The organism is Burkholderia sp. MSHR3999, from assembly GCF_000833595.1.
Taxonomy (GTDB): Bacteria; Pseudomonadota; Gammaproteobacteria; order Burkholderiales; family Burkholderiaceae; genus Burkholderia; species Burkholderia ubonensis.
In genome coordinates this window covers 181,545-203,954 of record NZ_JRFO01000007.1, presented here as the reverse complement: position 1 = coordinate 203,954, position 22,410 = coordinate 181,545, and the positions used below count along the sequence as shown (strand labels likewise).

General features: G+C 67.1%; 22 protein-coding genes. 5 read left to right on the top strand and 17 right to left on the bottom strand.

Annotated elements, in window-relative coordinates:
* Positions 1 to 34: 34 nt before the first annotated feature.
* Positions 35 to 1,204, bottom strand: coding sequence for a M20 aminoacylase family protein (locus KY49_RS24575; protein ID WP_042587087.1), 1,170 nt, complete (start codon positions 1,202 to 1,204; stop codon positions 35 to 37).
* Between KY49_RS24575 and KY49_RS38255 the strand changes: the two genes are divergently transcribed.
* From KY49_RS38255 to groL, 4 genes are all read left to right on the top strand, one after another.
* A complete protein-coding gene (locus tag KY49_RS38255) occupies positions 1,155 to 1,343 on the top strand; it encodes a hypothetical protein (protein ID WP_177315666.1) in 189 nt (62 codons plus the stop codon). The genes KY49_RS24575 and KY49_RS38255 overlap by 50 nt on opposite strands.
* On the top strand, positions 1,340 to 2,293 hold the full coding sequence (locus tag KY49_RS24570; protein ID WP_042587086.1) for a LysR substrate-binding domain-containing protein: 954 nt from the start codon (positions 1,340 to 1,342) through the stop codon (positions 2,291 to 2,293). The genes KY49_RS38255 and KY49_RS24570 overlap by 4 nt, the downstream gene beginning before the upstream one ends.
* A gap of 186 nt (positions 2,294 to 2,479) precedes the next feature.
* Complete coding sequence (locus KY49_RS24565; protein ID WP_010098917.1) at positions 2,480 to 2,770, top strand: co-chaperone GroES; 291 nt, start codon at positions 2,480 to 2,482, stop codon at positions 2,768 to 2,770.
* Positions 2,771 to 2,783: 13 nt separating this feature from the next.
* Complete coding sequence (gene groL, locus KY49_RS24560; protein ID WP_042587085.1) at positions 2,784 to 4,427, top strand: chaperonin GroEL; 1,644 nt, start codon at positions 2,784 to 2,786, stop codon at positions 4,425 to 4,427.
* Positions 4,428 to 4,802: 375 nt separating this feature from the next.
* On the opposite strand, the gene acnB is transcribed toward groL, so the two are convergent.
* The 11 genes from acnB to KY49_RS24505 all read right to left on the bottom strand — a co-directional run bounded on the left by acnB (position 4,803) and on the right by KY49_RS24505 (position 17,432).
* Positions 4,803 to 7,388, bottom strand: a complete 2,586-nt coding sequence (gene acnB / locus KY49_RS24555) for a bifunctional aconitate hydratase 2/2-methylisocitrate dehydratase (protein WP_042587084.1) — start codon at positions 7,386 to 7,388, stop codon at positions 4,803 to 4,805.
* Between the two features lie 446 nt (positions 7,389 to 7,834).
* Complete coding sequence (locus tag KY49_RS24550; RefSeq protein ID WP_042587083.1) at positions 7,835 to 8,722, bottom strand: ABC transporter permease; 888 nt, start codon at positions 8,720 to 8,722, stop codon at positions 7,835 to 7,837.
* Complete coding sequence (locus tag KY49_RS24545; protein ID WP_042587082.1) at positions 8,719 to 9,618, bottom strand: ABC transporter ATP-binding protein; 900 nt, start codon at positions 9,616 to 9,618, stop codon at positions 8,719 to 8,721. Before KY49_RS24545 ends, KY49_RS24550 begins: the two co-directional genes overlap by 4 nt.
* A 125-nt stretch (positions 9,619 to 9,743) precedes the next feature.
* Positions 9,744 to 10,799 (bottom strand): ABC transporter substrate-binding protein, encoded by a 1,056-nt coding sequence (locus KY49_RS24540; protein WP_042587081.1) that lies wholly within the window; start codon positions 10,797 to 10,799, stop codon positions 9,744 to 9,746.
* 44 nt (positions 10,800 to 10,843) lie between these two features.
* Positions 10,844 to 11,746 (bottom strand): TauD/TfdA dioxygenase family protein, encoded by a 903-nt coding sequence (locus tag KY49_RS24535; protein WP_042587080.1) that lies wholly within the window; start codon positions 11,744 to 11,746, stop codon positions 10,844 to 10,846.
* 239 nt (positions 11,747 to 11,985) lie between these two features.
* Entirely contained in the window at positions 11,986 to 12,777 is a 792-nt protein-coding gene (locus KY49_RS24530; RefSeq protein ID WP_042588696.1) for an alpha/beta fold hydrolase, read from the bottom strand.
* A gap of 93 nt (positions 12,778 to 12,870) precedes the next feature.
* The gene (locus tag KY49_RS24525) at positions 12,871 to 13,209 is read right to left on the bottom strand and encodes a DUF4148 domain-containing protein (protein WP_042587079.1); all 339 of its coding nucleotides are present in this window, start codon (positions 13,207 to 13,209) and stop codon (positions 12,871 to 12,873) included.
* Between the two features lie 255 nt (positions 13,210 to 13,464).
* On the bottom strand, positions 13,465 to 14,001 hold the full coding sequence (locus tag KY49_RS24520; protein WP_042587078.1) for a cytochrome P460 family protein: 537 nt from the start codon (positions 13,999 to 14,001) through the stop codon (positions 13,465 to 13,467).
* On the bottom strand, positions 14,001 to 15,041 hold the full coding sequence (locus KY49_RS24515) for an alpha/beta fold hydrolase (RefSeq protein WP_042587077.1): 1,041 nt from the start codon (positions 15,039 to 15,041) through the stop codon (positions 14,001 to 14,003). The genes KY49_RS24520 and KY49_RS24515 overlap by 1 nt, the downstream gene beginning before the upstream one ends.
* A gap of 227 nt (positions 15,042 to 15,268) precedes the next feature.
* Positions 15,269 to 16,546, bottom strand: a complete 1,278-nt coding sequence (locus KY49_RS24510; protein ID WP_042587076.1) for an epoxide hydrolase family protein — start codon at positions 16,544 to 16,546, stop codon at positions 15,269 to 15,271.
* A 181-nt stretch (positions 16,547 to 16,727) separates the two neighbouring features.
* A complete protein-coding gene (locus KY49_RS24505; RefSeq protein WP_042588695.1) occupies positions 16,728 to 17,432 on the bottom strand; it encodes an SDR family oxidoreductase in 705 nt (234 codons plus the stop codon).
* A 134-nt stretch (positions 17,433 to 17,566) separates the two neighbouring features.
* Here KY49_RS24505 and gcvA point away from each other — a divergent pair, with 134 nt between their 5' ends.
* The gene (gene gcvA / locus KY49_RS24500) at positions 17,567 to 18,463 is read left to right on the top strand and encodes a transcriptional regulator GcvA (protein WP_042587075.1); all 897 of its coding nucleotides are present in this window, start codon (positions 17,567 to 17,569) and stop codon (positions 18,461 to 18,463) included.
* Positions 18,464 to 18,504: 41 nt separating this feature from the next.
* On the opposite strand, the gene KY49_RS24495 is transcribed toward gcvA, so the two are convergent.
* From KY49_RS24495 to KY49_RS24475, 5 genes are all read right to left on the bottom strand, one after another.
* On the bottom strand, positions 18,505 to 19,104 hold the full coding sequence (locus KY49_RS24495; RefSeq protein ID WP_042587074.1) for a pyridoxamine 5'-phosphate oxidase family protein: 600 nt from the start codon (positions 19,102 to 19,104) through the stop codon (positions 18,505 to 18,507).
* A gap of 46 nt (positions 19,105 to 19,150) precedes the next feature.
* On the bottom strand, positions 19,151 to 19,339 hold the full coding sequence (locus KY49_RS24490; protein WP_042587073.1) for a hypothetical protein: 189 nt from the start codon (positions 19,337 to 19,339) through the stop codon (positions 19,151 to 19,153).
* An 18-nt stretch (positions 19,340 to 19,357) separates the two neighbouring features.
* Positions 19,358 to 20,557 carry an aminotransferase-like domain-containing protein gene (locus KY49_RS24485; RefSeq protein WP_042587072.1) on the bottom strand — a complete coding sequence of 400 codons (1,200 nt, stop codon included), beginning with the start codon at positions 20,555 to 20,557 and terminating at the stop codon, positions 19,358 to 19,360.
* A gap of 398 nt (positions 20,558 to 20,955) precedes the next feature.
* Entirely contained in the window at positions 20,956 to 21,237 is a 282-nt protein-coding gene (locus KY49_RS24480) for a hypothetical protein (RefSeq protein WP_042588694.1), read from the bottom strand.
* A gap of 563 nt (positions 21,238 to 21,800) precedes the next feature.
* Positions 21,801 to 22,184 (bottom strand): hypothetical protein, encoded by a 384-nt coding sequence (locus KY49_RS24475; RefSeq protein ID WP_042588693.1) that lies wholly within the window; start codon positions 22,182 to 22,184, stop codon positions 21,801 to 21,803.
* Positions 22,185 to 22,410 lie beyond the last annotated feature (226 nt).

The following is a 22,410-nucleotide window of genomic DNA, read 5'->3' as shown; positions in this document are numbered from 1 at the left end:
ACCTGAACGTATGAACCGGAATCGCCGTGCCGCTTCAGCCGAGAAACCGCTCCGCGAGCGCCACCCAGTAGCTCGCGCCGGTCGCGAGAATCCCGTCGTTGAAGTCGTAGCCGGAGTTGTGGAGCGCGCATCCGGCCGCGCCGTCGCCGTTGCCGATCGACAGGTAGCTGCCCGGGCACGCGTTCAGCATGAACGCGAAATCCTCGCTCGCGGCGATCGGCTGCATCTGTTCGATCAATGCGTCGCCGCCGCCCCAGTCGCGCGCGACCTGCCGCGCGAAGGCCGTTTCGTCCGCGTGATTGACGAGCACCGGGTAGCCGGCGCGGTAGTCGATCTCGGCCGTCGCGCCGTAGCTTGCTGCCTGGCCGTGCACGGTCTCATGGATGCGCCGTTCGAGCAGCGCGCGCACGTCGGGCGACAGTGCGCGCACGCTGAGTTCGAGATCCGCGTGCGGCGGAATCACGTTCGACGCGGTGCCCGCGTGGATCGACCCGGCCGTGATGATCGCGAGTGCCTGCGGGTTCACGTTGCGCGACACGATCGTCTGCAGCGCCATCACGATCGATGCGCACACGACCACCGGGTCCACCGTTGCGTGCGGCGCCGCGCCGTGCCCGCCGCGCCCGGTCACGCGCACGCGCACCTCGTCGGCCGATGCCATGAACGGGCCGTCGCAGAAGCCGAGCTTGCCCGCCGGCAGGCCCGGCACGTTGTGCATCGCGAACACCGCGTCGCACGGAAAGCGCGCGAACAGGCCGTCTTCGATCATCCGTTGCGCGCCGCCGAGCCCTTCCTCGGCCGGCTGGAAAATCAGGTTCAGCGTGCCGCGGAACCGTTCGCGTTCCGCCAGGCAGCGCGCGGCCGCGAGCAGCATCGCCGTGTGGCCGTCGTGGCCGCACGCGTGCATCACGCCGTCGATCCGGCTTGCATGCGGCAGCCCGGTCGTCTCGCGGATCGGCAGCGCGTCCATGTCCGCGCGCAGGCCGAGCCGGCGGCCCGCGCCGCGCGTCAGCGTGCCCACCACGCCGGTGCCGCCGAGGCCGCGCGTCACCTGATAACCCCACGTTGTCAGGCAGTCGGCGACGAGCTCGCTCGTCGCGCGCTCGTCGAAGCCCAGCTCCGGGTGCGCATGCAGCCGGCGCCGCAGCGCGATCATGTCCGCTTCGATTGCCGCCATTTCGGGCGGAATGCGTGTCGAATCCAATTTCCCGCTCCCCGGTTCCGTATCGTCGACGATCGCCGAATGGCCGATCGTTGGCCGGATCGTATGCAGCGAAAATGCCGGCGAACAGCCCCGATTTCGTTATGATGACAACCCTCTGTTGTCGGGTATCACACCATGAAGCTGCATCAGCTGCAGGCGCTCGTCGCGAGCGCGGAGGCCGGAAGCATTCGCGGCGCGGCGCGCGCGCTGGGCTTGTCGCAGGCCGCCGTCACGCGGGCGCTGCGCGAACTGGAGGCGAGCGAACGCCTGCCGCTGCTCGTGCGCGCGCCGGAAGGGATCGGCTTCACCGAATACGGCAAGGCGCTGCTCACGCACGCGAAGCTCGTGCTCAAGCAGCTCGAACATGCGCAGAACGATCTCGCGCGGATGCGCGGCCGCGTCGAAGGCCGGTTGAGTGTCGGCGTCACGCCGTGGCTCACGCTGACGTTTCTCGCCGAGACGGTGCGGCTGTTTCGCGAGCGGATGCCGGACGTGCGCCTGGAGCTGTATGAAGGATTGATGGCCGTCGCGCAGCCGCTGCTGCGCGACGGCAGCATGGATTTCGCGCTCGGGCAGGTGCAGCCGGGCGTGGCCGCGCAGGAATTCGCGTGCGAGCCGGTGCTGACCTACGAGACGTCGGTGATGGTGCGCGCCGGCCACCCGCGCGAGCGCGCGCGCTCGATCCACGACCTGCTCGACCAGGACTGGGTGCTGAATTTCGCGCCGGACGGCGAGGCCGCGCTCGTCGATTACCTGTTCACGCGCCACGGTGCTCAGCTCGACGAGCGGCGCATCGTCCGCGCACAATCGGTCGCGATGCTGCAGACGATGCTCGAACAGGCGGACATGTGCACATGGTGCCCGACGATCCTGAGCGTCGTGCCGTCGTTCGGCGAACGGATGCGCGCGCTGTCGCTGAAGGAACGCTTCGAGCCGCGCGAGCTCGGCATCGTCACGCGCCGCAGCAGCACGCTGAGCGACGCGGCGCGCTGCTTCATCGACTGCCTGCTGCAGGTGATCCGGCGTCACGCGCGCTCCGCGCGCAGGGAAGACCTCGCGTTGTTCCGCACGCTGACGCTGCTGATCTGACGCGGCGCGCTTCTATCTGGTTTTCATCCGCGCTTGTCGGCTCGCCTCCGCGCACCGCCCCCTCCAATTCACGCCCGCGCAAATGCATTTCGCAATCCGTTATTGGATCGCGCCGGCGCGCATTTCTATACTCGTCAGCACTCTCCGATGCAGAGTGCCAATCACACATTCCGACAGGACGAACCAATGAGCCTCCGCCCCTTGCACGATCGAGTCATCGTGAAGCGACTCGACCAGGAAACCACCACCGCTTCCGGCATCGTGATTCCCGACAGCGCCGCGGAAAAGCCCGACCAGGGCGAAGTGATCGCGGTCGGCCCCGGCCGCCGGGACAACGACGGCCAGCGCATCGTGCCCGACCTGAAGGTCGGCGAGCGCGTGCTGTTCGGCAAGTACGCGGGCCAGACGGTCAAGGTGGACGGCAGCGAGCTCCTCGTGCTGCGCGAGGAAGACATCGTCGCCGTCGTCAATCAATAAAGGAGCGCAAATCATGGCAGCGAAGGAAATCATTTTCAGCGACGTCGCGCGCGCGAAGCTCACCGAAGGCGTCAACATTCTCGCGAACGCGGTGAAGGTCACGCTCGGGCCCAAAGGCCGCAACGTCGTGCTCGAGCGCAGCTTCGGCGCGCCGGTGGTCACGAAGGACGGCGTGTCCGTCGCGAAGGAAATCGAGCTCGCCGACAAGCTGCAGAACATCGGCGCGCAGCTCGTGAAGGAAGTCGCGTCGCGCACGAGCGACGCGGCCGGCGACGGCACGACGACCGCCACCGTGCTCGCGCAGGCGATCGTCCGCGAAGGCCAGAAGTACGTCGCGGCCGGGCTCAATCCGCTCGACCTGAAGCGCGGCATCGACAAGGCCGTCGCGGCCGCCGTCGACGAGCTGAAGAAGATCAGCAAGCCGACCACGACGAGCAAGGAAATCGCGCAGGTCGCGACGATCTCGGCGAACGGCGAGGAGTCGATCGGCCAGCGCATCGCCGAGGCGATCGACCGCGTCGGCAAGGAAGGCGTGATCACCGTCGAGGACGGCAAGTCACTCGCCGACGAGCTCGACGTCGTCGAAGGGCTGCAGTTCGATCGCGGCTACCTGTCGCCGTATTTCATCAACAACCCGGACAAGCAGATCGCTGAGATCGAGAATCCGTACATCCTGCTGCACGACAAGAAGATCTCGAACATCCGCGAGCTGCTGCCAGTGCTCGAACAGGTCGCGAAGTCCGGCCGGCCGCTGCTGATCATCGCCGAGGACGTCGAAGGCGAAGCGCTCGCGACGCTGGTCGTGAACAACATCCGCGGCATCCTGAAGACCGTCGCGGTCAAGGCGCCGGGCTTCGGCGACCGCCGCAAGGCGCTGCTGGAAGACATCGCGATCCTGACCGGCGGCCAGGTGATCGCCGAGGAAACCGGCCTCACGCTCGAAAAGGCGACGCTCGCCGAACTCGGGCAGGCGAAGCGCATCGAGGTCGGCAAGGAGAACACGACGGTGATCGACGGCGCGGGCGATGCGGCGAGCATCCAGGCGCGCGTGAAGCAGATCCGCGTGCAGATCGACGAGGCGACGTCGGACTACGACCGCGAGAAGCTGCAGGAGCGCGTGGCGAAGCTCGCGGGCGGCGTCGCGGTGATCAAGGTGGGCGGCGCGACCGAGATCGAGGTGAAGGAGAAGAAGGACCGCGTCGACGACGCGCTGCATGCGACGCGCGCAGCCGTCGAGGAAGGCATCGTGCCGGGCGGCGGCGTCGCGCTGATCCGCGTGAAGCAGGCAATCCGCGAACTGACCGGCGCGAACGCCGACCAGCACGCCGGCATCAAGATCGTGCTGCGCGCGCTCGAGGAGCCGCTGCGCCAGATCGTCACCAACGCGGGCGAGGAAGCGAGCGTCGTGGTCGCGAAGGTCGCGGAAGGTTCGGGCAACTTCGGCTACAACGCGCAGACGGGCGAGTACGGCGATCTCGTCGAATCGGGCGTGCTCGATCCGACCAAGGTCACGCGCACGGCGCTGCAGAATGCGGCGTCGGTCGCGGGGTTGTTGCTGACGACGGATGCGACCGTGCATGAGGCGCCGAAGGAGGCGCCATCGGTGGGCGGCGCACCGGAAGCGGGGGCCGGCGGGCCGGGGTTCGGCGGGTTCTGACGGGAAAGCCGATGCGTCCGTTCGCGGGGGCGCCGGTGTGAAATGCAAGGCGCGCGATGCCTCGGGTGTCGCGCGCTTTTTTGTTGGTCCGTCACGAAATAGCGTGAAGATCACGGTGACAGGGACGGATTGCAACATGGGATGGAAAATGCCCGCTTCTGGCAGGCATTGAAGACGGGCCTTGCACAGCAATAGCGCTGCCCCCTTGCCTGATCCGCGAACGCGACCCTCCGCCGATACGTTGTCCCTCGCCCACGCTGAACCGCGTGAGCGCATGCCGGGCTGCACAAAAAAAACGGCGCCGCAAGCATTCCGCCTGCGGCGCCATTGCGTGGCGCTACGACGGGCACAACCCGCCGTAGCCCGACAGCACGCTTAGATCTGCACGGTGTCGGCCACTTCCTTGAAGTCTTCGATCTGGTCGAAGTTCATGTACTTGTAGATCTTGTCGCCGTTGGCGTTGATCACGCCGATGTCGGCCATGTACTCGTCCTTGGTCGGGATCTTGCCCAGGCGCGAGCAGATCGCCGCCAGTTCCGCCGAGCCGAGGTACACGTTCGTGTTCTTGCCGAGACGGTTCGGGAAGTTGCGGGTCGACGTCGACATGACCGTCGCGCCTTCGCGCACCTGTGCCTGGTTGCCCATGCACAGCGAGCAGCCCGGCATTTCGGTGCGCGCACCGGCCGTGCCGAACACGCCGTAGTGACCTTCCTCGGTCAGCTGCTTCTGGTCCATCTTGGTCGGCGGCGCGACCCACAGCTTGACCGGAATGTCGCGCTTGCCTTCCAGCAGCTTCGACGCGGCACGGAAGTGTCCGATGTTGGTCATGCACGAACCGATGAACACTTCGTCGATCTTGGCGCCGGCCACGTCGGACAGCGTCTTCACGTCGTCCGGATCGTTCGGGCAGGCCACGATCGGCTCGTGGATGTCGGCCAGGTCGATCTCGATGACGGCCGCGTATTCGGCGTCGGCATCCGGCGACAGCAGTTGCGGGTCGGCCAGCCACTGCTCCATCGCCGTGATGCGACGCTGCAGGCTGCGCGGGTCCTGGTAGCCCTGCGCGATCATCCACTTCAGCAGCGTGACGTTGCTGTTCAGGTATTCGATGATCGGTTCCTTGTTCAGGTGGACCGTGCAACCGGCGGCCGAGCGCTCGGCGGACGCATCCGACAACTCGAACGCTTGCTCGACCTTCAGGTCCGGCAGGCCTTCGATTTCGAGAATGCGGCCCGAGAAGATGTTCTTCTTGCCTTGCTTGGCGACCGTCAGCAAGCCTTGCTTGATCGCGTACAGCGGAATCGCGTTGACGAGGTCACGCAGGGTCACGCCCGGCTGCATCTTGCCCTTGAAGCGGACCAGCACCGATTCCGGCATGTCCAGCGGCATCGTGCCGGTAGCGGCCGCGAACGCGACCAGGCCCGAGCCAGCCGGGAAGCTGATGCCGATCGGGAAGCGCGTGTGCGAGTCGCCGCCGGTGCCGACGGTGTCGGGCAGCAGCATGCGGTTCAGCCACGAGTGGATCACGCCGTCGCCCGGACGCAGCGCGATGCCGCCACGGGTGCTGATGAAGTTCGGCAGCGTCTGGTGCGTCTTCACGTCCACCGGCTTCGGATAAGCGGCGGTGTGGCAGAACGACTGCATCACGAGGTCGGCCGAGAAGCCGAGGCACGCGAGGTCCTTCAGTTCGTCGCGGGTCATCGGGCCGGTGGTGTCCTGCGAGCCGACCGAGGTCATCTTCGGTTCGCAGTACGTGCCCGGGCGGATGCCCTGGCCTTCCGGCAAGCCGCACGCGCGGCCGACCATCTTCTGCGCCAGCGAGAAGCCCTTGCCGCTGTCGGCCGGCTGATGCGGCAGGCGGAACAGCGTCGACGGGGCCAGGCCCAGCGCTTCACGCGCCTTCGCGGTCAGCCCGCGGCCGATGATCAGCGGAATGCGGCCGCCGGCGCGCACTTCGTCGAACAGCACGTCGGACTTCACCTGGAATTCTGCGATGACCTTGCCGTCCTTCAGCGCCTTGCCTTCGTACGGGCGCAGCTCGACCACGTCGCCCATGTTCATTTGCGACACGTCGAGTTCGATCGGCAGCGCGCCGGCATCTTCCATCGTGTTGTAGAAGATCGGGGCGATCTTGCCGCCGAGGCACACGCCGCCGAAGCGCTTGTTCGGGACGAACGGGATGTCTTCGCCGGTGAACCACAGCACCGAGTTGGTGGCCGACTTGCGCGAGGAGCCGGTGCCGACCACGTCGCCCACGTACGCGACCAGGTGGCCCTTTTCCTTCAGCGATTCGATGAACTTGACCGGGCCGCGCTTGCCGTCTTCTTCCGGCGTGATGCCGGGGCGTGCGTTCTTCAGCATCGCGAGCGCGTGCATCGGGATGTCCGGGCGGGTGGTGGCGTCCGGGGCCGGCGACAGGTCGTCGGTGTTGGTTTCGCCCGTCACCTTGAAGACGGTGATGGTCAGGCTTTGCGGCACTTCCGGACGGCTCGTGAACCATTCGGCGTCGGCCCAGCTTTGCAGCACGGCCTTCGCGTGCGCGTTGCCCTTGTCGGCGAGTTCCTTCACGTCGTGGAACTGGTCGAACATCAGCAGGGTTTTCTTCAGCGCGTCGGCGGCTACCGCGGCCACTGCGTCGTCGGACAGCAGCTCGATCAGCGGCTGGATGTTGTAGCCGCCCAGCATCGTGCCGAGCAGTTCGGTGGCGCGCGCGCGCGAGATCAGCGGGCAGGCGGTCTCGCCCTTGGCCACGGCGGCCAGGAAGCCGGCCTTCACGCGGGCGGCTTCGTCGACGCCGGCCGGCACGCGGTGGGTGATCAGGTCGAGCAGGGTCTGCTCTTCGCCGGCGGGCGGATTCGCCAGCAGCTCCACCAGTTCGGCGGTCTGCTGGGCCGTCAGCGGCAGGGGAGGAATACCGAGCGCGGCGCGGGCGGCCACGTGAGCACGAAAGTTTTCAAGCATGGGGGACCTGCTGATGTTGAGTTTCAGGGGAAGGCCTTTCAGGCACGCCGAGGCTGTTCCGGGCACTGCTTTGACGATCGCGATTCTAATCGCAATATCCCACAACGTCAAATGTCTTATGTCTTATATAAGAGTAGAAAGACAAGGCATCGGAAATCTCGGCTGCAACGAGGAACCGACCGAATCGGCCTTTGCGCGCGAAATCCGGCTGCTTGCATGGGAGCCTTGCCGCACAAGGCATTCAGGGAAACTCCGACTATCGTCGGCAGGAACGGAGACGATCTGCGGCAAGCTGCCCGACCGCGATTTTCGATCGTCCTCTGACGTGAGACAGCCCCTGTCGGGGCTGAATTTCGTTATGTGATATTGGCGCGCGAGCCGTTCGAGGCCGCCACGGCGACCGCATTCCAATGCGTATGGGAGGTGCGGCCGACCATGCCGCTGCTTCAGTGCTGCACACCCCACCGCCGCACCGTCAGCCGCTCGAGCGTATCGAACACGAGATGCTCGACGAGCAACCCGATCACGATCACCGCCGCGAGCCCCGCGAACACGCGATCCGTATACAGCTCGTTGCGATTTTGGAAGATGTACCAGCCGAGCCCGCCCTGCCCCGCGCTCGCGCCGAACACGAGTTCCGCGGCGATCAGCGTGCGCCACGCGAACGCCCAGCCGACGCGCAATCCAGCAAGAATCGACGGCAGCGCGGCCGGCACGAGGATCAGCGCGACCTGCCTCAGCCCCGTGAGCCCGTAGTTGCGGCCGGCCATCCGCAGCGTCGCGGGCACGCCGAGAAAACCCGTGTACATGTTCAGCGCGAGCGGCCACAGCACCGCGTGCACGAGCACGAACAGCAGGCTGCCGGTGCCGAGGCCGAACCACAGCAACGCGATCGGCAGCAGCGCGATCGACGGCAACGGGTTGAACATCGACGTCAGCATCGACAGCAGGTCGCGGCCAATGCGCGTCGACACGGCAACCGACGTCAGCGCGAACGCGAGCACCACGCCGAGCGCATAGCCGCGCAGCAGCACCGACAGCGAGATGCCGGTCTTCACGAGCAGCTCGCCCGACGCGATGCCCTGCACGAATGCGACGAACGTCGCGCCGAAGGTCGGCACGAGCAGGTCGTTGGCGACGAGCCGCGCGGTGAGTTCCCATGCGCCGATCAGCACCAGCGCGATCAGCGCGCGGCGAAACCAGCCGGCGTCCAGCACGCGCCGCGCGAGCGGCACGGGAGTCGCGCGTTCGACGTCGAGCGGCGCCTGCAGCGGCAGTTCGTATTCCGCGCGCACCGGCGGCAGCGGCGGCAGAGTCGGATGCGGCGTACTCATCGTTCGGTTTCCTGCACGAATGCGTCGTTCGTCTCGAACAGCAGCCGGTGAATGCGCGCGACGCTGTCGCGGAAATCGGCGCGGCCGACGCTGTCCTGCGAATACGCGTGACTGTTGAGCTCCGCGCGCACGCGGCCCGGGTGCGGCGACAGCAGCAGGATGCGGTTGCCGACGACGAGCGCCTCCTCGATCGAATGCGTGACGAACAGCAGCGTGAAGCGCACGTCGTCCCACAGCCGCAGCAGCTCCTCCTGCATCTTGCGGCGGGTCAGCGCGTCGAGCGCGGCGAACGGCTCGTCCATCAGCAGCACGCGCGGCTGCATCGCGAGCGCGCGGGCGATCGCGACGCGCTGCTTCATGCCGCCGGACAGCGTGTGCGGATACGCATCGGCGAATGCCGCGAGGCCGACCTTGTCGAGATAGTGCAACGCGCGCTCGCGCGCTTCGGCGCGCGGCAGCTTCTTCGCGACGCGCAGCGGGAACGCGACGTTCTCGGCGACCGTCTTCCACGGCGGAAGCTGATCGAATTCCTGAAACACGACGACGCGATCGGCGCCGGGCCCGCGCACCGGCTCGCCGCCGAGCGCGATCGTGCCGGATGCCGGCTCGATGAAGCCCGCGATCGCCTTCAGCAGCGTCGACTTGCCGCAACCCGACGGCCCGAGCAGCACGAAGCGGTCGCCGCCGTACACGTCGAAGCTCACCTGATGCGTCGCGCGGACGATGCGCGCGTGGCTGCGGTATTCGAGACTCACGCGGTCGATCGCGAGCAGGCGCTCGCTGTGCGCGGATGGCGCGGCTGCGGCCGGCGCGCCGTCCGCGGCCCGCGTGACAGGCGACGGCCCCGGACGCGCCGCTGCGGGCAGCGTCCAGCTTCTTGACGTGGTGACGTTCACGATAAGGATTCCTGCAAGCAAAACGTCACCATACGGTCGGCCGGTGCACACACCAACCAATCATTGCGCATATTCAAACCATCGCGGCGCATAAGCGTCGATTGCGCCGCTCGAACGGCCGCCGCTCAGCTTCCGCCCGCCGTCGCGGGATCGTCGAAGAAGTAGTCGCGCCACGATTTCGGCTCGTTGCGGATCGCGCCGATCCGATACATGAACTGCGCGAGCTTGAACGTGTTCTGCGGCGCGGTCTTGAATTGCACCTGTGGATTGCGCACGATCTTCAGCAGCAGCGCGCGGTCGATCTTCGAGCCGTTCGCGCGGATATACGCGTCCGCCGCGCGCTCGGGGTTGGCCGCGATCACGCGTGCGGCTTCCGCAAGCGCCGCGACGAATGCGCGATAGGTCTTCGGGTTCTCGTTGCGGAACTTCTCGGTCGCGTAGAGCACGGTCGCCGAGCTCGGGCCGCCCAGCACGTCGTATGAATTCAGCACGATGTGCGCGTTCGGATTGCCCGCCAGCTCCTGCTCCTGGAACGGCGGATTGCCGAAGTGGGCGGTGATCACGCTGCCGTTCGCAAGAATCGCGGCCGTCGCGTCGGGGTGCGGAATCGCCTGCGTGAACCCGTCGAGCTTCGCGTATTGCTGGTCGCCCCACTGCTTCGCGACCGCATACTGCAGCACGCGCGACTGCACGGACACGCCGACGGCCGGCACCGCGATGCGGTCCTTCGCGGTGAAGTCGGCGAGCGTCTTCACGTTCGGATCGTTGCTGACGAGGTAGTACGGCAGGTTGCCGAGCGACGCGACGCCCTTCACGTTCTGCCGGCCATGCGTGCGGTCCCACACCGTCAGCAGCGGGCCGACGCCCGCGCCCGCGATGTCGACCGCGCCGGACAGCAGCGCGTCGTTCACGGCCGCGCCGCCCGACAGGCGCACCCAGTCGACCTTGATGTCGAGGCCCGCCTTGCGGCCTTCCTTCTCGATCAACTGCTGATCGCGCGCGACGTTCAGCATCAGGTAGACGACGCCGAACTGCTCGGCGATGCGGATCTGCCCTTCGGCGCGCGCGGGCCGCGCGGCCCCGAGGCCCGCGACGGCGAGCGCCGCGGCTAGCATGGTGACGGCCGCACGGCGTGCGGACAGCGTCGTGCGGCCCAGTGCCGCGCGAATCGAGAACGACATCGGAACTCCAGTCGGAAGGAAGAAGGCAGGCAGCGGCGCGGCGGTCAGAACGGCGCGTCGCCTTCGATCGTCGTGCGATACAGCTTGCGGCGCAGGTGGTCCGGCGTGCCGGCCGCGAGATGCATCAGCGAACGGTTGTCCCAGAACACGAGATCGTGGTCGCGCCACACGTGCCGGTATTGATGCTCCGCGCGCACACTGTGCGCGAACAGCTCGTCGAGCAGCGCGCGGCTTTCGTCTTCGGGCAGGCCGACGATGCGCGTCGTGAAATGCTCGCTGACGAACAGCGCCTTGCGGCCCGTCTCCGGGTGCGTGCGCACGACCGGATGCACGACCGGCTTCACCTGCGCGATCTGCTCGGCGGACAGGTTCGGCCGCCACGGATTGCGCGCCTGCAGTTCCGCATAGCGCGCGAGATACGTATGCTCGGCGCGCAGCCCTTCGGCTGCGCGGCGCAGGTGCGCGGGCAGCGTGTCCCACGCGAGATGCATGTTCGCGAACAGTGTGTCGCCGCCTTCGGACGGCAGCTCCTGCGCATGCAGCAGCGAGCCGAGGCTCGGCTTTTCCTTGTACGACAGGTCGGAGTGCCAGTAGTGACCGGCGTCGCCGAGACCGATCGGCTTGCCGTTCTCGACGATGTTCGACACGACCAGCACTTCCGGATGCCCCGCCAGCCCGAACTGGTGCAGCACGTGGATCTGCAGCGGGCCGAAGCGGCGGCTGAACGCGATGTGCTGGTCCGGCGTGATGCGCTGGTCGCGGAACACCAGCACGTGATGGTCGAGATGCGCGCGATGGATGCGGGCGAAGCCGGCTTCGTCGAGCGGCTTCGACAGGTCGAGGCCGATCACCTCGGCGCCCAGCGGCCCGTCGAACGCGCAAATCTCGAAGTGCTGCGGCGTCGCGCCCTGCGACGGCTCGGCGGCGTGGGTGGCGATGGTGGTCACGAAGCAGGCCCCGTCGAATGCGATGAAAACGCGAATCTACGATCGCACGTCGCGGCCCGTCAACGAAGCATATTCGATACGTTTATCTGCTGAACCGATAAGGATGACTGCTCGAGCATACGCGGCCGAGCCAACGCGGCGTATGGTGATGGGCAAGGGGAAGCGATGGGTAACGCCGGCGCAGCGCGCAACGACGTCGATGGGCCGCCGCGCGCTGCGCGCGGCGGCGCCGCGTTCGCTCAATGCGCGTCCCGCTCCACGCGCTCCGCGGCCGCGATGATCGCGTCGGCCACGGCCTTCGGCTGGCTGAGCATCGCGACATGGCTGCCGTTCACGCGCGTCACCGTCGCGCCGATGCGCTTCGCCATCGTTTCCTGCAGCGTCGGGTCGATCATCCGGTCCTGCGTCGCGACGACGTAGGACGACGGCTTCGCGTGCCACGCGGCCTGCGCGACCTTCTCCGCGATGCAGCCGCCGAACCACGGCCCCTGCGTCGCCGCGACGATGCGCTGCTGCACGGGCGGCAGATCGGGCGCGAAATCCTGCGCGATGGCCTTGTCCGACAGCCGTGCGAAGCCGGCCGCGTCCTTGCTCAGCTCGCCCGCCCACGCCGGCGGCGGCAGCCCTTGCGTGACGTCGGCGATCGACTGGCCGCTGTCGGGCGCGAACGCCGCGACGTAGACGAGCGACTTCACCTTGTCGTCGTTGCCGGCTTCGCTGATCACGACGCCGGCCCACGAATGGCCGACCAGCACGACCGGCCCCTGCTGCTGGTCGATCACGCGCCTGGCCGCGGCCGCGTCGTCGGCGAGCGAGCTCAGCGGGTTCTGCACGGACACGACGTGCAGGCCGCGCGCCTCGAGCAGCGGAATCACCCGGTTCCAGCTCGAGCCGTCGGCGAACGCGCCGTGCACGAGGACGACATTGGTGCCTTTCAGATCTTCCTTCGGTGCGGCATGGGCCGCCGCTGCGCCGAACAGTCCGCCGAGCACCGCGGCGGAAATGAGAACCCGTTTCATCAAACGAACCATGGTCATGCTCCTTTCTGTCGTGTTGTTCACATGAAGTCCTGCGATTGCCGCCGCGCTGTCGAGATGAGGCGAAGGCGGCGGCACGGCGTCGGATCAGGAATGCGCGTAGAGGTCATCGGACGGGATGGCGTCGTGGTGCACGACGCGCGCCTGCGTCATGTCGCGATCCCGGACCGGCGACGGCGTTTCGGCGACGTTGTCGCCGTCGGACTTCGACGGGCCGTTCTGGTCGGACTGTGCGACCCGCAGCGTGGCGGCGGCAACGTCGTCCGGATAGTGCGGTTCGCTGCGGGCCGGGTTGTAGCCGGCCTGCTCCAGCCGAACCAGTTCGGCGCGCACGTCGGCGCGCGTGAGGACGTGTCCGGCATCGGCGAAGGACAGCGCAGGGGCGATGGCAAGTGCGGCAGCAGCGAGGATTCGGGCGGTTTTCATGAGGGTTCTCCTGAAGGGAAGTGGGCAGGTCGATCATTCGGCATCCGATGCAACGTCGCATGTCGAATATTTTCTGCATGTCGACAGTAGAACCCGCCAACGTATCCGGCATGTTTCCGTCACCGGGGCCGAGTGCATGCCAGTTTTTCCAGGACGGCCGCAGATACAGTGCGATACACAATCACGCGCCGCATTCGCCGCGCAAAACAAAAAAGGCGTGCCGGCTGCGGCACGCCTTGCTCGCGCGACATCACGTCACGGCGCGAGCCGCGTGAACACGTAATCGTGGTTCTTCACGCGCGCCTGATGACACGCGAAGCAGGTCTGGTGCTGGCCGATGTCCGCCGGCACGCCGTTGATGAAGCGCCCGAACCCCCAGCCGCCGGTCGCCGCGTAGCGGCGCGAGTCCTTCACCATCACCTGCACGGTCGTCGCCTGCCCCGGCACCGTCGCCGGCGGGAATTCGTCCGACTGCTTGCGCTTGTACGCCAGCTTGACGAGGATCGTGCCGTCCGGAAACGGCAGCGTCGCCTGCTCGAGCGCGCGGATCGCGACCGGATTGCCGAGCACCACGCGCAATTCGTCCAGCGGCGCGGCCTCCTCGGCCGGCGCGACCAATTCCCATTTCCGGTAGCCGGGCGGAATCGTCACGCCGTAGATCGGCGACGCGGCCGGCTTCGTCGGCTCCGCGAACGCGGCCGGGCTGCTCGCAGCCAGCGCGGCGAGCAGCAGCGCGCTCGCGCCGAACACACGAACCACGCCGCGACGCATGACACCCGTTCCCGCCCGCATCACAGATGCTCCACTTGCAGGATCGCATCGGCGAACGCCTGCGGCGCTTCCTGCGGCAGGTTGTGGCCGATGCCGCCGCTGATCGTGCGGTGCTGGTATTTGCCGGTGAACTTCTTTGCGTATGCGGCCGGTTCCGGATGCGGCGCACCGTTCGCGTCGCCTTCCATCGTGATCGTCGGCACCGTGATCGCGGGCCCGGCCGCGAGACGCCGCTCGATGTCGTCGTATTGCGCGTCGCCCTTCGCGAGCCCGAGACGCCAGCGGTAGTTGTGGATCACGACGGCCACGTGATCGGGATTCCGGAACGACGCCGCCGAACGCGCGTAGGTCGCGTCGTCGAACTGCCATTTCGGCGACGCGAGCTGCCAGATCAGCTTGTTGAACGCGTCGCGGTTCTGCGCGTAGCCGAGCGCGCCGCGCTCGGTCGAGAAATAGAACTGGTACCACCACTGGAATTCGGCCTGCGGCGGCAGCGGCTTCTGGTTCGCCTGCTGGCTGCCGATCAGGTAGCCGCTCACCGACACCAGCGCCTTCACGCGCTGCGGCCACAGCGCCGCGATGATGTCGGCCGTGCGCGCGCCCCAGTCGTAGCCGCCGAACACGGCCTGGTCGATCTTCAGCGCGTCCATCAGCGCGACGATGTCGACGGCCGTCACCGCCTGCTGGCCGTTGCGCGGCGTGTCGGCCGAGCGGAACGTCGTCGAGCCGTAGCCGCGCAGGTATGGAACGATCACGCGATAGCCGGCCGCCGCGAGCAGCGGCGCGACCTCGGCGTAGCTGTGGATGTCGTAGGGCCAGCCGTGCAGCAGGAATACGACCGGGCCGTGCTTCGGTCCCACGTCCGCATACCCGACGTTGAGCACGCCCGCGTCGATCTGGCGGATCGTGCCGAACGACGCGCCGCCGCCGGCCGCGCGCGGCGTCGGCGACGCATCGGGCGCCGATTGCGCGTGCGCGAGATTGCCGAGCCCCAGGTCGGCAAGGCTCGCGAGCGTCGTGCCCAGGATCAGGCGGCGGCGGGTGTTCACGGTTTCAGGCATGACTCGTTCTCCATGGTCGATAGCTGAGGAAAGGGCCCACGGCACTGGGCGGGCGCGCTGGAATCGCTTCACCGGATTTATATCCGAACCGCGCGGACGCTTTGTATCTCAACGTATCTGCGTTCGAATACGACACACGGCGATTCAAAATCCTGCGCAAAACGGCGCCTGCGGACGAACGCGAGCCGTGTTTGCGCAGGCTCGCGTTCGTCCTTCAGACCACGCCCCTACGCGCGGCGCAGCGGCCGGAACCCGGCACGCACTTCCTGCGCAAACAGCTCGGGCTCCTCCCATGCCGCGAAATGCCCGCCCTTGCCGACTTCATTGAAATAGATCAGGTTGTGATAGCAGCGCTCGGCCCAACTGCGCGGCGCCTGATAGATCTCGCCGGGAAACACGGTGATGGCCGCCGGCAGCGCGATGTCCACCGCGTTGAAATTGTTCGAGTGATCCTCCCAGTAGATCTGCGCCGCGGACGTCGCCGTGTTGGTCAGCCAGTAGAGCGAGATGTCGTCGAGAATCTCGTCGCGCGGAATCGAGCGCTCGGGAATGCCGCCGCTGTACGTCCACTGCGAGATCTTGTCGACCATCCATGCAGCCTGCCCGGCGGGCGAATCGGCGAGCGCGTAGCCGACCGTCTGCGGGCGCGTCACCATCATCGCCGAGTAGCCGCAGTTGTCGCGGTAGAACGTCGCGAGCTTTTCATAGGCGGCCTTTTCCTTCGCCGACAGCCCGGCCGGCGCGGGCGCGTCGGTCGCGAGCAGCGTTGCGATGTCGGGCGGCACCGTGGCCGGCATGTTCACGTGAATCCCGGCCAGCCCCTTCACGCGCTGCATCGCCATCCGGTGCGAAATCACCGACCCGCAATCGCCGCCCTGCGACACGAAGCGCGTATAGCCCAGACGCGCCATCAGTTCGCCCCACGCGCGCGCGATGCGGTCCGAGCCCCAGCCCGTCTTCGTCGGCCGGCCCGAGAAGCCGAAGCCCGGCAGCGACGGCACGACGACGTGAAACGCATCGTCGGCGCTCGCGCCGTGCGCGGTCGGATCGGTCAGCGGGCCGATCGCCTTCAGCAGCTCGAAGATCGAGCCGGGCCAGCCGTGCGTCATGATCATCGGCATCGCGTTCTCGTGCCGCGACCGGACGTGGATGAAGTGAATGTCGAGGCCGTCGATTTCCGTGATGAACATCGGAAAGCCGTTCAGGCGCGCTTCGCCCTTGCGCCAGTCGTACTCGGTGCCCCAATACTGGAGAAGCTGCTGCATGCGCGCGAGCCGCACGCCCTGCGATTCGTCGGCTACCGTCTCGCGGCCCGGCCAGCGCGTCGCGGCAATGCGGCGGCGCAGGTCGGCGAGCGCTTCGTCGGGGATGTGCGCGGTGAACGGGCGAATGCCGCCGCCGCCCGTCGCGGCGTGAAGTGCGGTGGGAAGCATCGCGGATACGCCCGCGGCCACGGAGCTGGCCAGCAGGTGGCGCCGCATCGGCGAAAACCGTGTTGAAGACATGTTCTACATCCTCCTTTCCGAAATTGGACACGCCGCTCGATCGGTACGGCGGCGTAGGCAATTGGAAAGGTCTGATGTATCGGGGATTTGTCTGGTTTGTACGGTTTTGTAGCAGGCGCCGGCGCGATGCCGTGCCGTGCGACGGCGGGCGGCCCGAAACGAACGCGCCCGCCGCCGGCGCTCAGAGCGCCTTCACGATCGCGCCGTCGACGCGGATGTTCTGCCCGGTGATGTAGCCCGCGCCGTCGGACAGCAGGAACGCGACCGTCTTCGCGATTTCCCCGGTCTTGCCGAAGCGGCCCGCCGGAATGCGCGCGACGATCTCCGGCGTTTCCGGCCAGCTGTCGACGAAGCCCGGCAGCACCGCGTTCATTCGGATGTTTTCGGCCGCGTAGCGCTCCGCATAGAGACGCGTCCATGCGCTCAACGCCGCGCGCAGCGCCGACGACACCGGCATCGGCTGCTCGGGCGCGTCCGCCGCGAAGCTCGAGATGTTCACCACCGCGCCGCCGCCCTGCGTCTGGAAAATCGGCGTCACGCGCCGCATCACGCGCACGACGTTCAGCAGGATCAGGTCCAGCCCCGCGTGCCAGTCGTCGTCGGTGATCGACAGCAGGTCGCCCTTCGGCGGATGCCCGGTGTTGTTCACGACCGCGTCGATGCGGCCATACCGCGCGATCGTCTCGCGCACGAGCCGCTCGATGTCCGCGTCCTCGGTCACCGAGCCCTGGAGGCCGAAGCCGCCCAGTTCCTCGCCCAGCGCGACCGCGCTGCCCGACGGCGACATCAGCGCGACGCGGTAGCCCGTCGCCGCCAGTTCGCGCGCGATCGCCGCGCCCATGCCCTTGCCCGCCGCCGTGATCAGCGCCACTTTTTCTACAGTCACGATGTGCCCCTCGATCGATTCAAGCCGCCGCGCAGCCGCCAGCCGGCGCGCCATGGTGGTAATGTAGGCGCATCGACCGCCGCTGTCGAACCAGTATTTCTGCCTCTAGCCGATAGATTTTCTACAGCCTGACGATGCCGCTCCGCCGCCTGTCCCGCCTGCCGCCGTTGAATGCGCTGCGCGCGTTCGAAGTGTCCGCGCGCCACCTGAACTTCCGCGCCGCGGCTGACGAGATCGGCGTCACGCAGGGCGCGGTTGCGCAGCAGGTGCGGCATCTGGAGGACGTGCTCGGCCTGCGGCTGTTCGAGCGGCTGCCGCGCGGCCTCGCGCTGACGCACGACGGCGCCGCGTATTTCTCCGACGTGCAGCGCGCGCTGAACGCGATCGCAGACGCAACCGACAAGCTCGTCAAGCGCCGCGCGACGCTGACGATCAGCACGACGCCGTCGTTCGCGTCGAAGTGGCTGATCCCGCGGCTCGCCCGCTTCACCGACGCGCACCCGAACCTCGACGTGCGCGTGATCGCCGACGCGCAGCTCGCGACGTTCCGCCACGACGGCGTCGATCTCGCGATCCGCCACGGCAAGCCGCCGTTCGGCAGGAGCCTTGCCGCGCATCTGCTGTTCCCGCTCGATATCTACGCGGTGTGCAGCCCGTCGCTGCTGGCCGCGCCCGCGCCGCCGCGCGCGCTCGCGGGCCACGTACTGCTGCACGACGGGCACGATCTTTGGCCGGAATTTCTCGCCGCGCTGCCGGAGCCCGTCGACGTCGATCCGCACAAGGGGCTGCGCTTCAACCAGACGTCGCTCGCGATCGACGCGGCAGTCGCCGGCCAGGGCATCGCGCTCGCGACCGATCCGCTCGTCGAGCGCGACATCGCCGCCGGCCGACTGGTCAAGCCGTTCGAATTCGCGTTTCCGCTGTCGGTCGGGTTCTATCTCGTGTATCCGGGCGAGCGGCGTGACGACGACGATCTCGCGGTGATGCGCGACTGGCTGATCGCGCAGGCGGCGCAGGATGGGCGGCCTTGAGTCTTGAGTCGGGCTGGCGACGGCGCGCGCGCTTGCTTGCGTCAGGGTGCGACCCAGCGGCCGTCGTAGCCGCCTGCATGCAGGTCGAATATCGCGCGGCGATGCCCTTCCGAAGGCGCGAGATCGAGAAAATCGATACGCGTCGCCGTCACGTGGATCAGGCAGAAATTCGCGTAGCCGTCGTCTGCCGTCATCGGACCTGCGTCGGTTTGTGGGTGCGCGTCGGCCGGCGTCGCGACCGGCGTGCCGGGCGGCAGCGGCGCGCGGTACAGCAGCAGCGTGTGCGGACGGCTCGCTTGCCAGACCGCGCGTCGCTCCGCTTCATCGGTGCAGACCGATGCGACGCCTTCCACGCGAATCTGCACGAGCGCGTCGAGATCGACGCCGACCAGCGCGATGCGCGGATCGCGACGCAGCTCCGCGACCTTCTCCGAGCGCGCATCGGTGTGGAACGACAGCACGTGGCCCGCGCGGCGCACCTGACGCAGCACGAGCGTGCGCACTTTCGGCGCGCCGTCGAGGCCGAGCGTCGCGGCCTGCAGCATCGTGAACGGCGAGCGCTCCGCGCCGACGCCCGACTCGAGGCAGGCCCAGAGGCGGTCGTAGGTGGATTGAAGCGATTCGGTGGCGGAGTCGGACATGGTCGGGGCGCGGTGTCGGTCGCGCAAGCTTAACCGTTCCGGCTGCTCAGTTGTAGCCGAGCACGACCGGCGCCATGTCGGAGGCCTCCGCGTGTTCGACGCCGAATCGCCCGAGCACTTCGACGACGTATTCGGGGCCGGCGCTGATCTGCGACGACAGGTGCGCGACCGGCCGGACGTCGGCCATGCCCGGTGCTTCATCCATCCATGCGGTTGCGTTTGCGGTCATGTTCATCGATAGGTTTCCTCATCCTCAAGCGGCCAATGCCGCGCCATACGCGCGCGCGAGCCGCGCGACGCCTTCCCGGATCGCGTCGACGTCCGGCGCGGCGTACGACAGGCGCAGCGACGCGTCGTCGACGTTGTCCGCGAAGAACGCGTTGCCGGGCACGAAAACGATCTTGTTCGCGATCGCGTGTTGCAGCAGCTGCGCCGACGACACCGCGCCGATCCGCGCCCACACGAACATCCCGCCTTCCGGACGATGGAATTCGATCGCATCGCCGAGGCCGTCGCGCAGCGCATCGCACATCGCCGCGCATTTGCGCTTGTAGGCATCGGTGATGCGCGGCAGATGACGTTCGAGCGCGCCGTCGGCGAGATACTCGGCGGCGATCGCCTGCGTCCACGGCGCGCTGCACAGATCGACCGTCTGTTTCGCGATCACGCAGCGTCGAGCGATCTCGGCGGGCGCGATCGTCCAGCCGACCCGCAGGCCCGGCGCGACGATCTTCGACAGGCTCGCGAAATGCACGATCCAGTCGCGCGCGCCGTCCACTTCTTCGGCGAGCGCCAGCATCGACGGCAGCGCTTCGCCCGCGAAGCGCAAGTCGGCGTAAGGGTCGTCCTCGACGATCAGGAAGCGGTGCCGCACCGCGAGGCGCAGCAGCTTCAGGCGGCGCTCGCGCGAGAGCGTCGCGCCGGTCGGGTTCGCGAAGGTCGGCACCGTGTACAGCAGCTTCGGCTGCGCGATCGTGCCCGCGGCCAGCAGTGCGTCGAGGCGGTCGACGTCGAGGCCGTCGCCATCGACCGGGATCGTGACGACGCGCGCCTGCTGCAGGCGCAGCGCCTGCAGCGTCGCCGGGTAGGCCGGCTGCTCGGTCAGCACGACGTCGCCCGGCGCGACCATCACGCGCAGCAGCAGGTCGAGGCCCTGCTGCGAACCGGTCGTGACGACCAGTTCGGCGGGCGTGCACGCAGCGCCGCGACGCGACATCAGCGCGATCAGTTGCTGCTTCAGTTCGGCGAGGCCGTCGGTCGGGCCGTATTGCAGGCAGCGGGTCGGCTGCGCGTACGCGCGCGCGGCGGCCGCGCTCAGGCCGTCGACGTCGAACAGGTCGCTGGCCGGGTAGCCGCCCGCGAAGGAAATCATCCCGGGCTCGCCGAGATACTTGAACAGCTCGCGGATCGGCGAGCCGGCGGGGTGCTGGAACGGGGTGGTGAACGCGTACATGTCGTCGTGGGCTCGGGGGCGGATGGCGGCCGGCGGTGCGCTTTCGACGCGCCGGCGGCGAATTCAAGCCACGATTGTCGGCAGCCGTTAAGGCTGCCGCAAACGATATCTATGCACTATGTCTTGCGGTTTGGTCATCAATTGGGGGACGGCGGGAATCGTTGGGAAGCCCATGCACTGCCGCTGATCTAGCCCATTCGATTGTTTCGACATGCGCATTGCTGCTTCAAAGCTCTTGCGGCCATGACAGTTGTTAAAGATAACGGTCGACACGCTCCGCAGCATCCGAGGCAAAGGCCAGGGTGATAGCGCCCGCCGATCAGTCGCGATCATGCAAAACCGGCAATCCAGCAACAAGGACCGCGCGAAGCGGTCCTTGTTGTTTATGCCGTTTCCGATCATTCAACAGGCTGATGGTATGGCTGCTCTCGCTGCGCAAGCTGGCTGTAGTCAGGCGTGATGCTGATTTGCCGGGTCTTGTGATTGATGTCGAGGAAGACGCGGTCACCCGGTTCGAATCCGAACAGCTTGAAGTGCGCATCGATGACGCTCATCCATGGCATGTACGGCCAGCCTCTCCTGGGCCGGTCAGGTGTGCTGCGGAGGATCATCGCAAGCACGGTGTTCGGCTTGCGCGGTTTACGCTTGTTTGGACGTGACTTACTATTGGCGTCAGCCATGGTCAACTCCCGTGATGAGTTGGTTGTGGTCAGCGGGTCGTATGGGTTGCCGCCCATGCGGCCCGCGCTTTTTTGCTGCCGTGAATTTCCTTCTCTTCCCTTCGCTACGTCTTGTCGAGCAAGACGGTTTCCGACCACCGGCGCAAAGGGGACGCCGTTCAACAGCCGATGATCGAGAAGCAAGGCTTCGAGACCAGTTTAGCTGCGCTGGCGTCTTGAAAATGGGTTGTTGATCAGGATTGGCCGAAGGGTATAAGGAGACGCGCGATGCAGGACCGATGTTCCGAATTAGTCATTTCGCATCCCTTCGTGCCTGGTGAATCGCTAAAACTGGCCAACCGCAGTCGCATATGATCGGGCGGAATCGACCCGTTGCTGCCGCTCGAGGCGTTGCACCTCCAAGAGCAGGTGTCAGAGCACAACGGTCACTCGGTCCGAAGATCCGAAAGCGTGTCCTCCCTTAGCGGATCGGTTGCAGCAACTAAGAGCCCGGCGTACCACGTGACTGACCTGACTCTAGCCCCGCATCCAGCACGACTTGAGACCCCAATGGCAAGCAATGGTCAGAGATCTCCGCGCACTTCACCGGTTCCCAGCGCGCTCCGCTGCCGGTTGACTTCCGCCCAAAGCTCATCGCTGTCGTCATTGCGCAGCAGGACCATCCAGTCCAGTTGATGGTCGGTCACGCCGAAGTATTCCAGGATTTCCCGGCGAACCGCATCGATGAACTGCGCGTATTCCGGGGTTGCCTGGGCCTGCGCGTGCAAGGCATCGTATGCTGCATCGTCCGCGCCGCCGCCGTGCTCGTCGATATAGCGCGAGATCCACTGGTCTCGTTCGTGGTCGTAATCGGCCTCGGCACGCATCGCTTGCACAGCCGTGTAGAAATCCAATTGGGCAAACGCGGCGATCGCCGCCGTTGTCGCCTCGTCGAATGTAGTCGTCATTCCATCTCTCATGTTGGTCATCGCACATCATCGCACGGGTCGCGCCAGGGCAGGTGCCGCGAATGCGGACGGTGCTACCGCCGCCTGGCGCCGACGTTTGGCCCGTGCAAAGGCACCATGATCGGAAGGTTGACGCCTTCGAGTGCGCCACTCATCGGGGCCGCAGGGGCGACAGGACACTCATTTTGCCGCACTGCAAGCACAGCGATCAAACAACCGGGCTTGC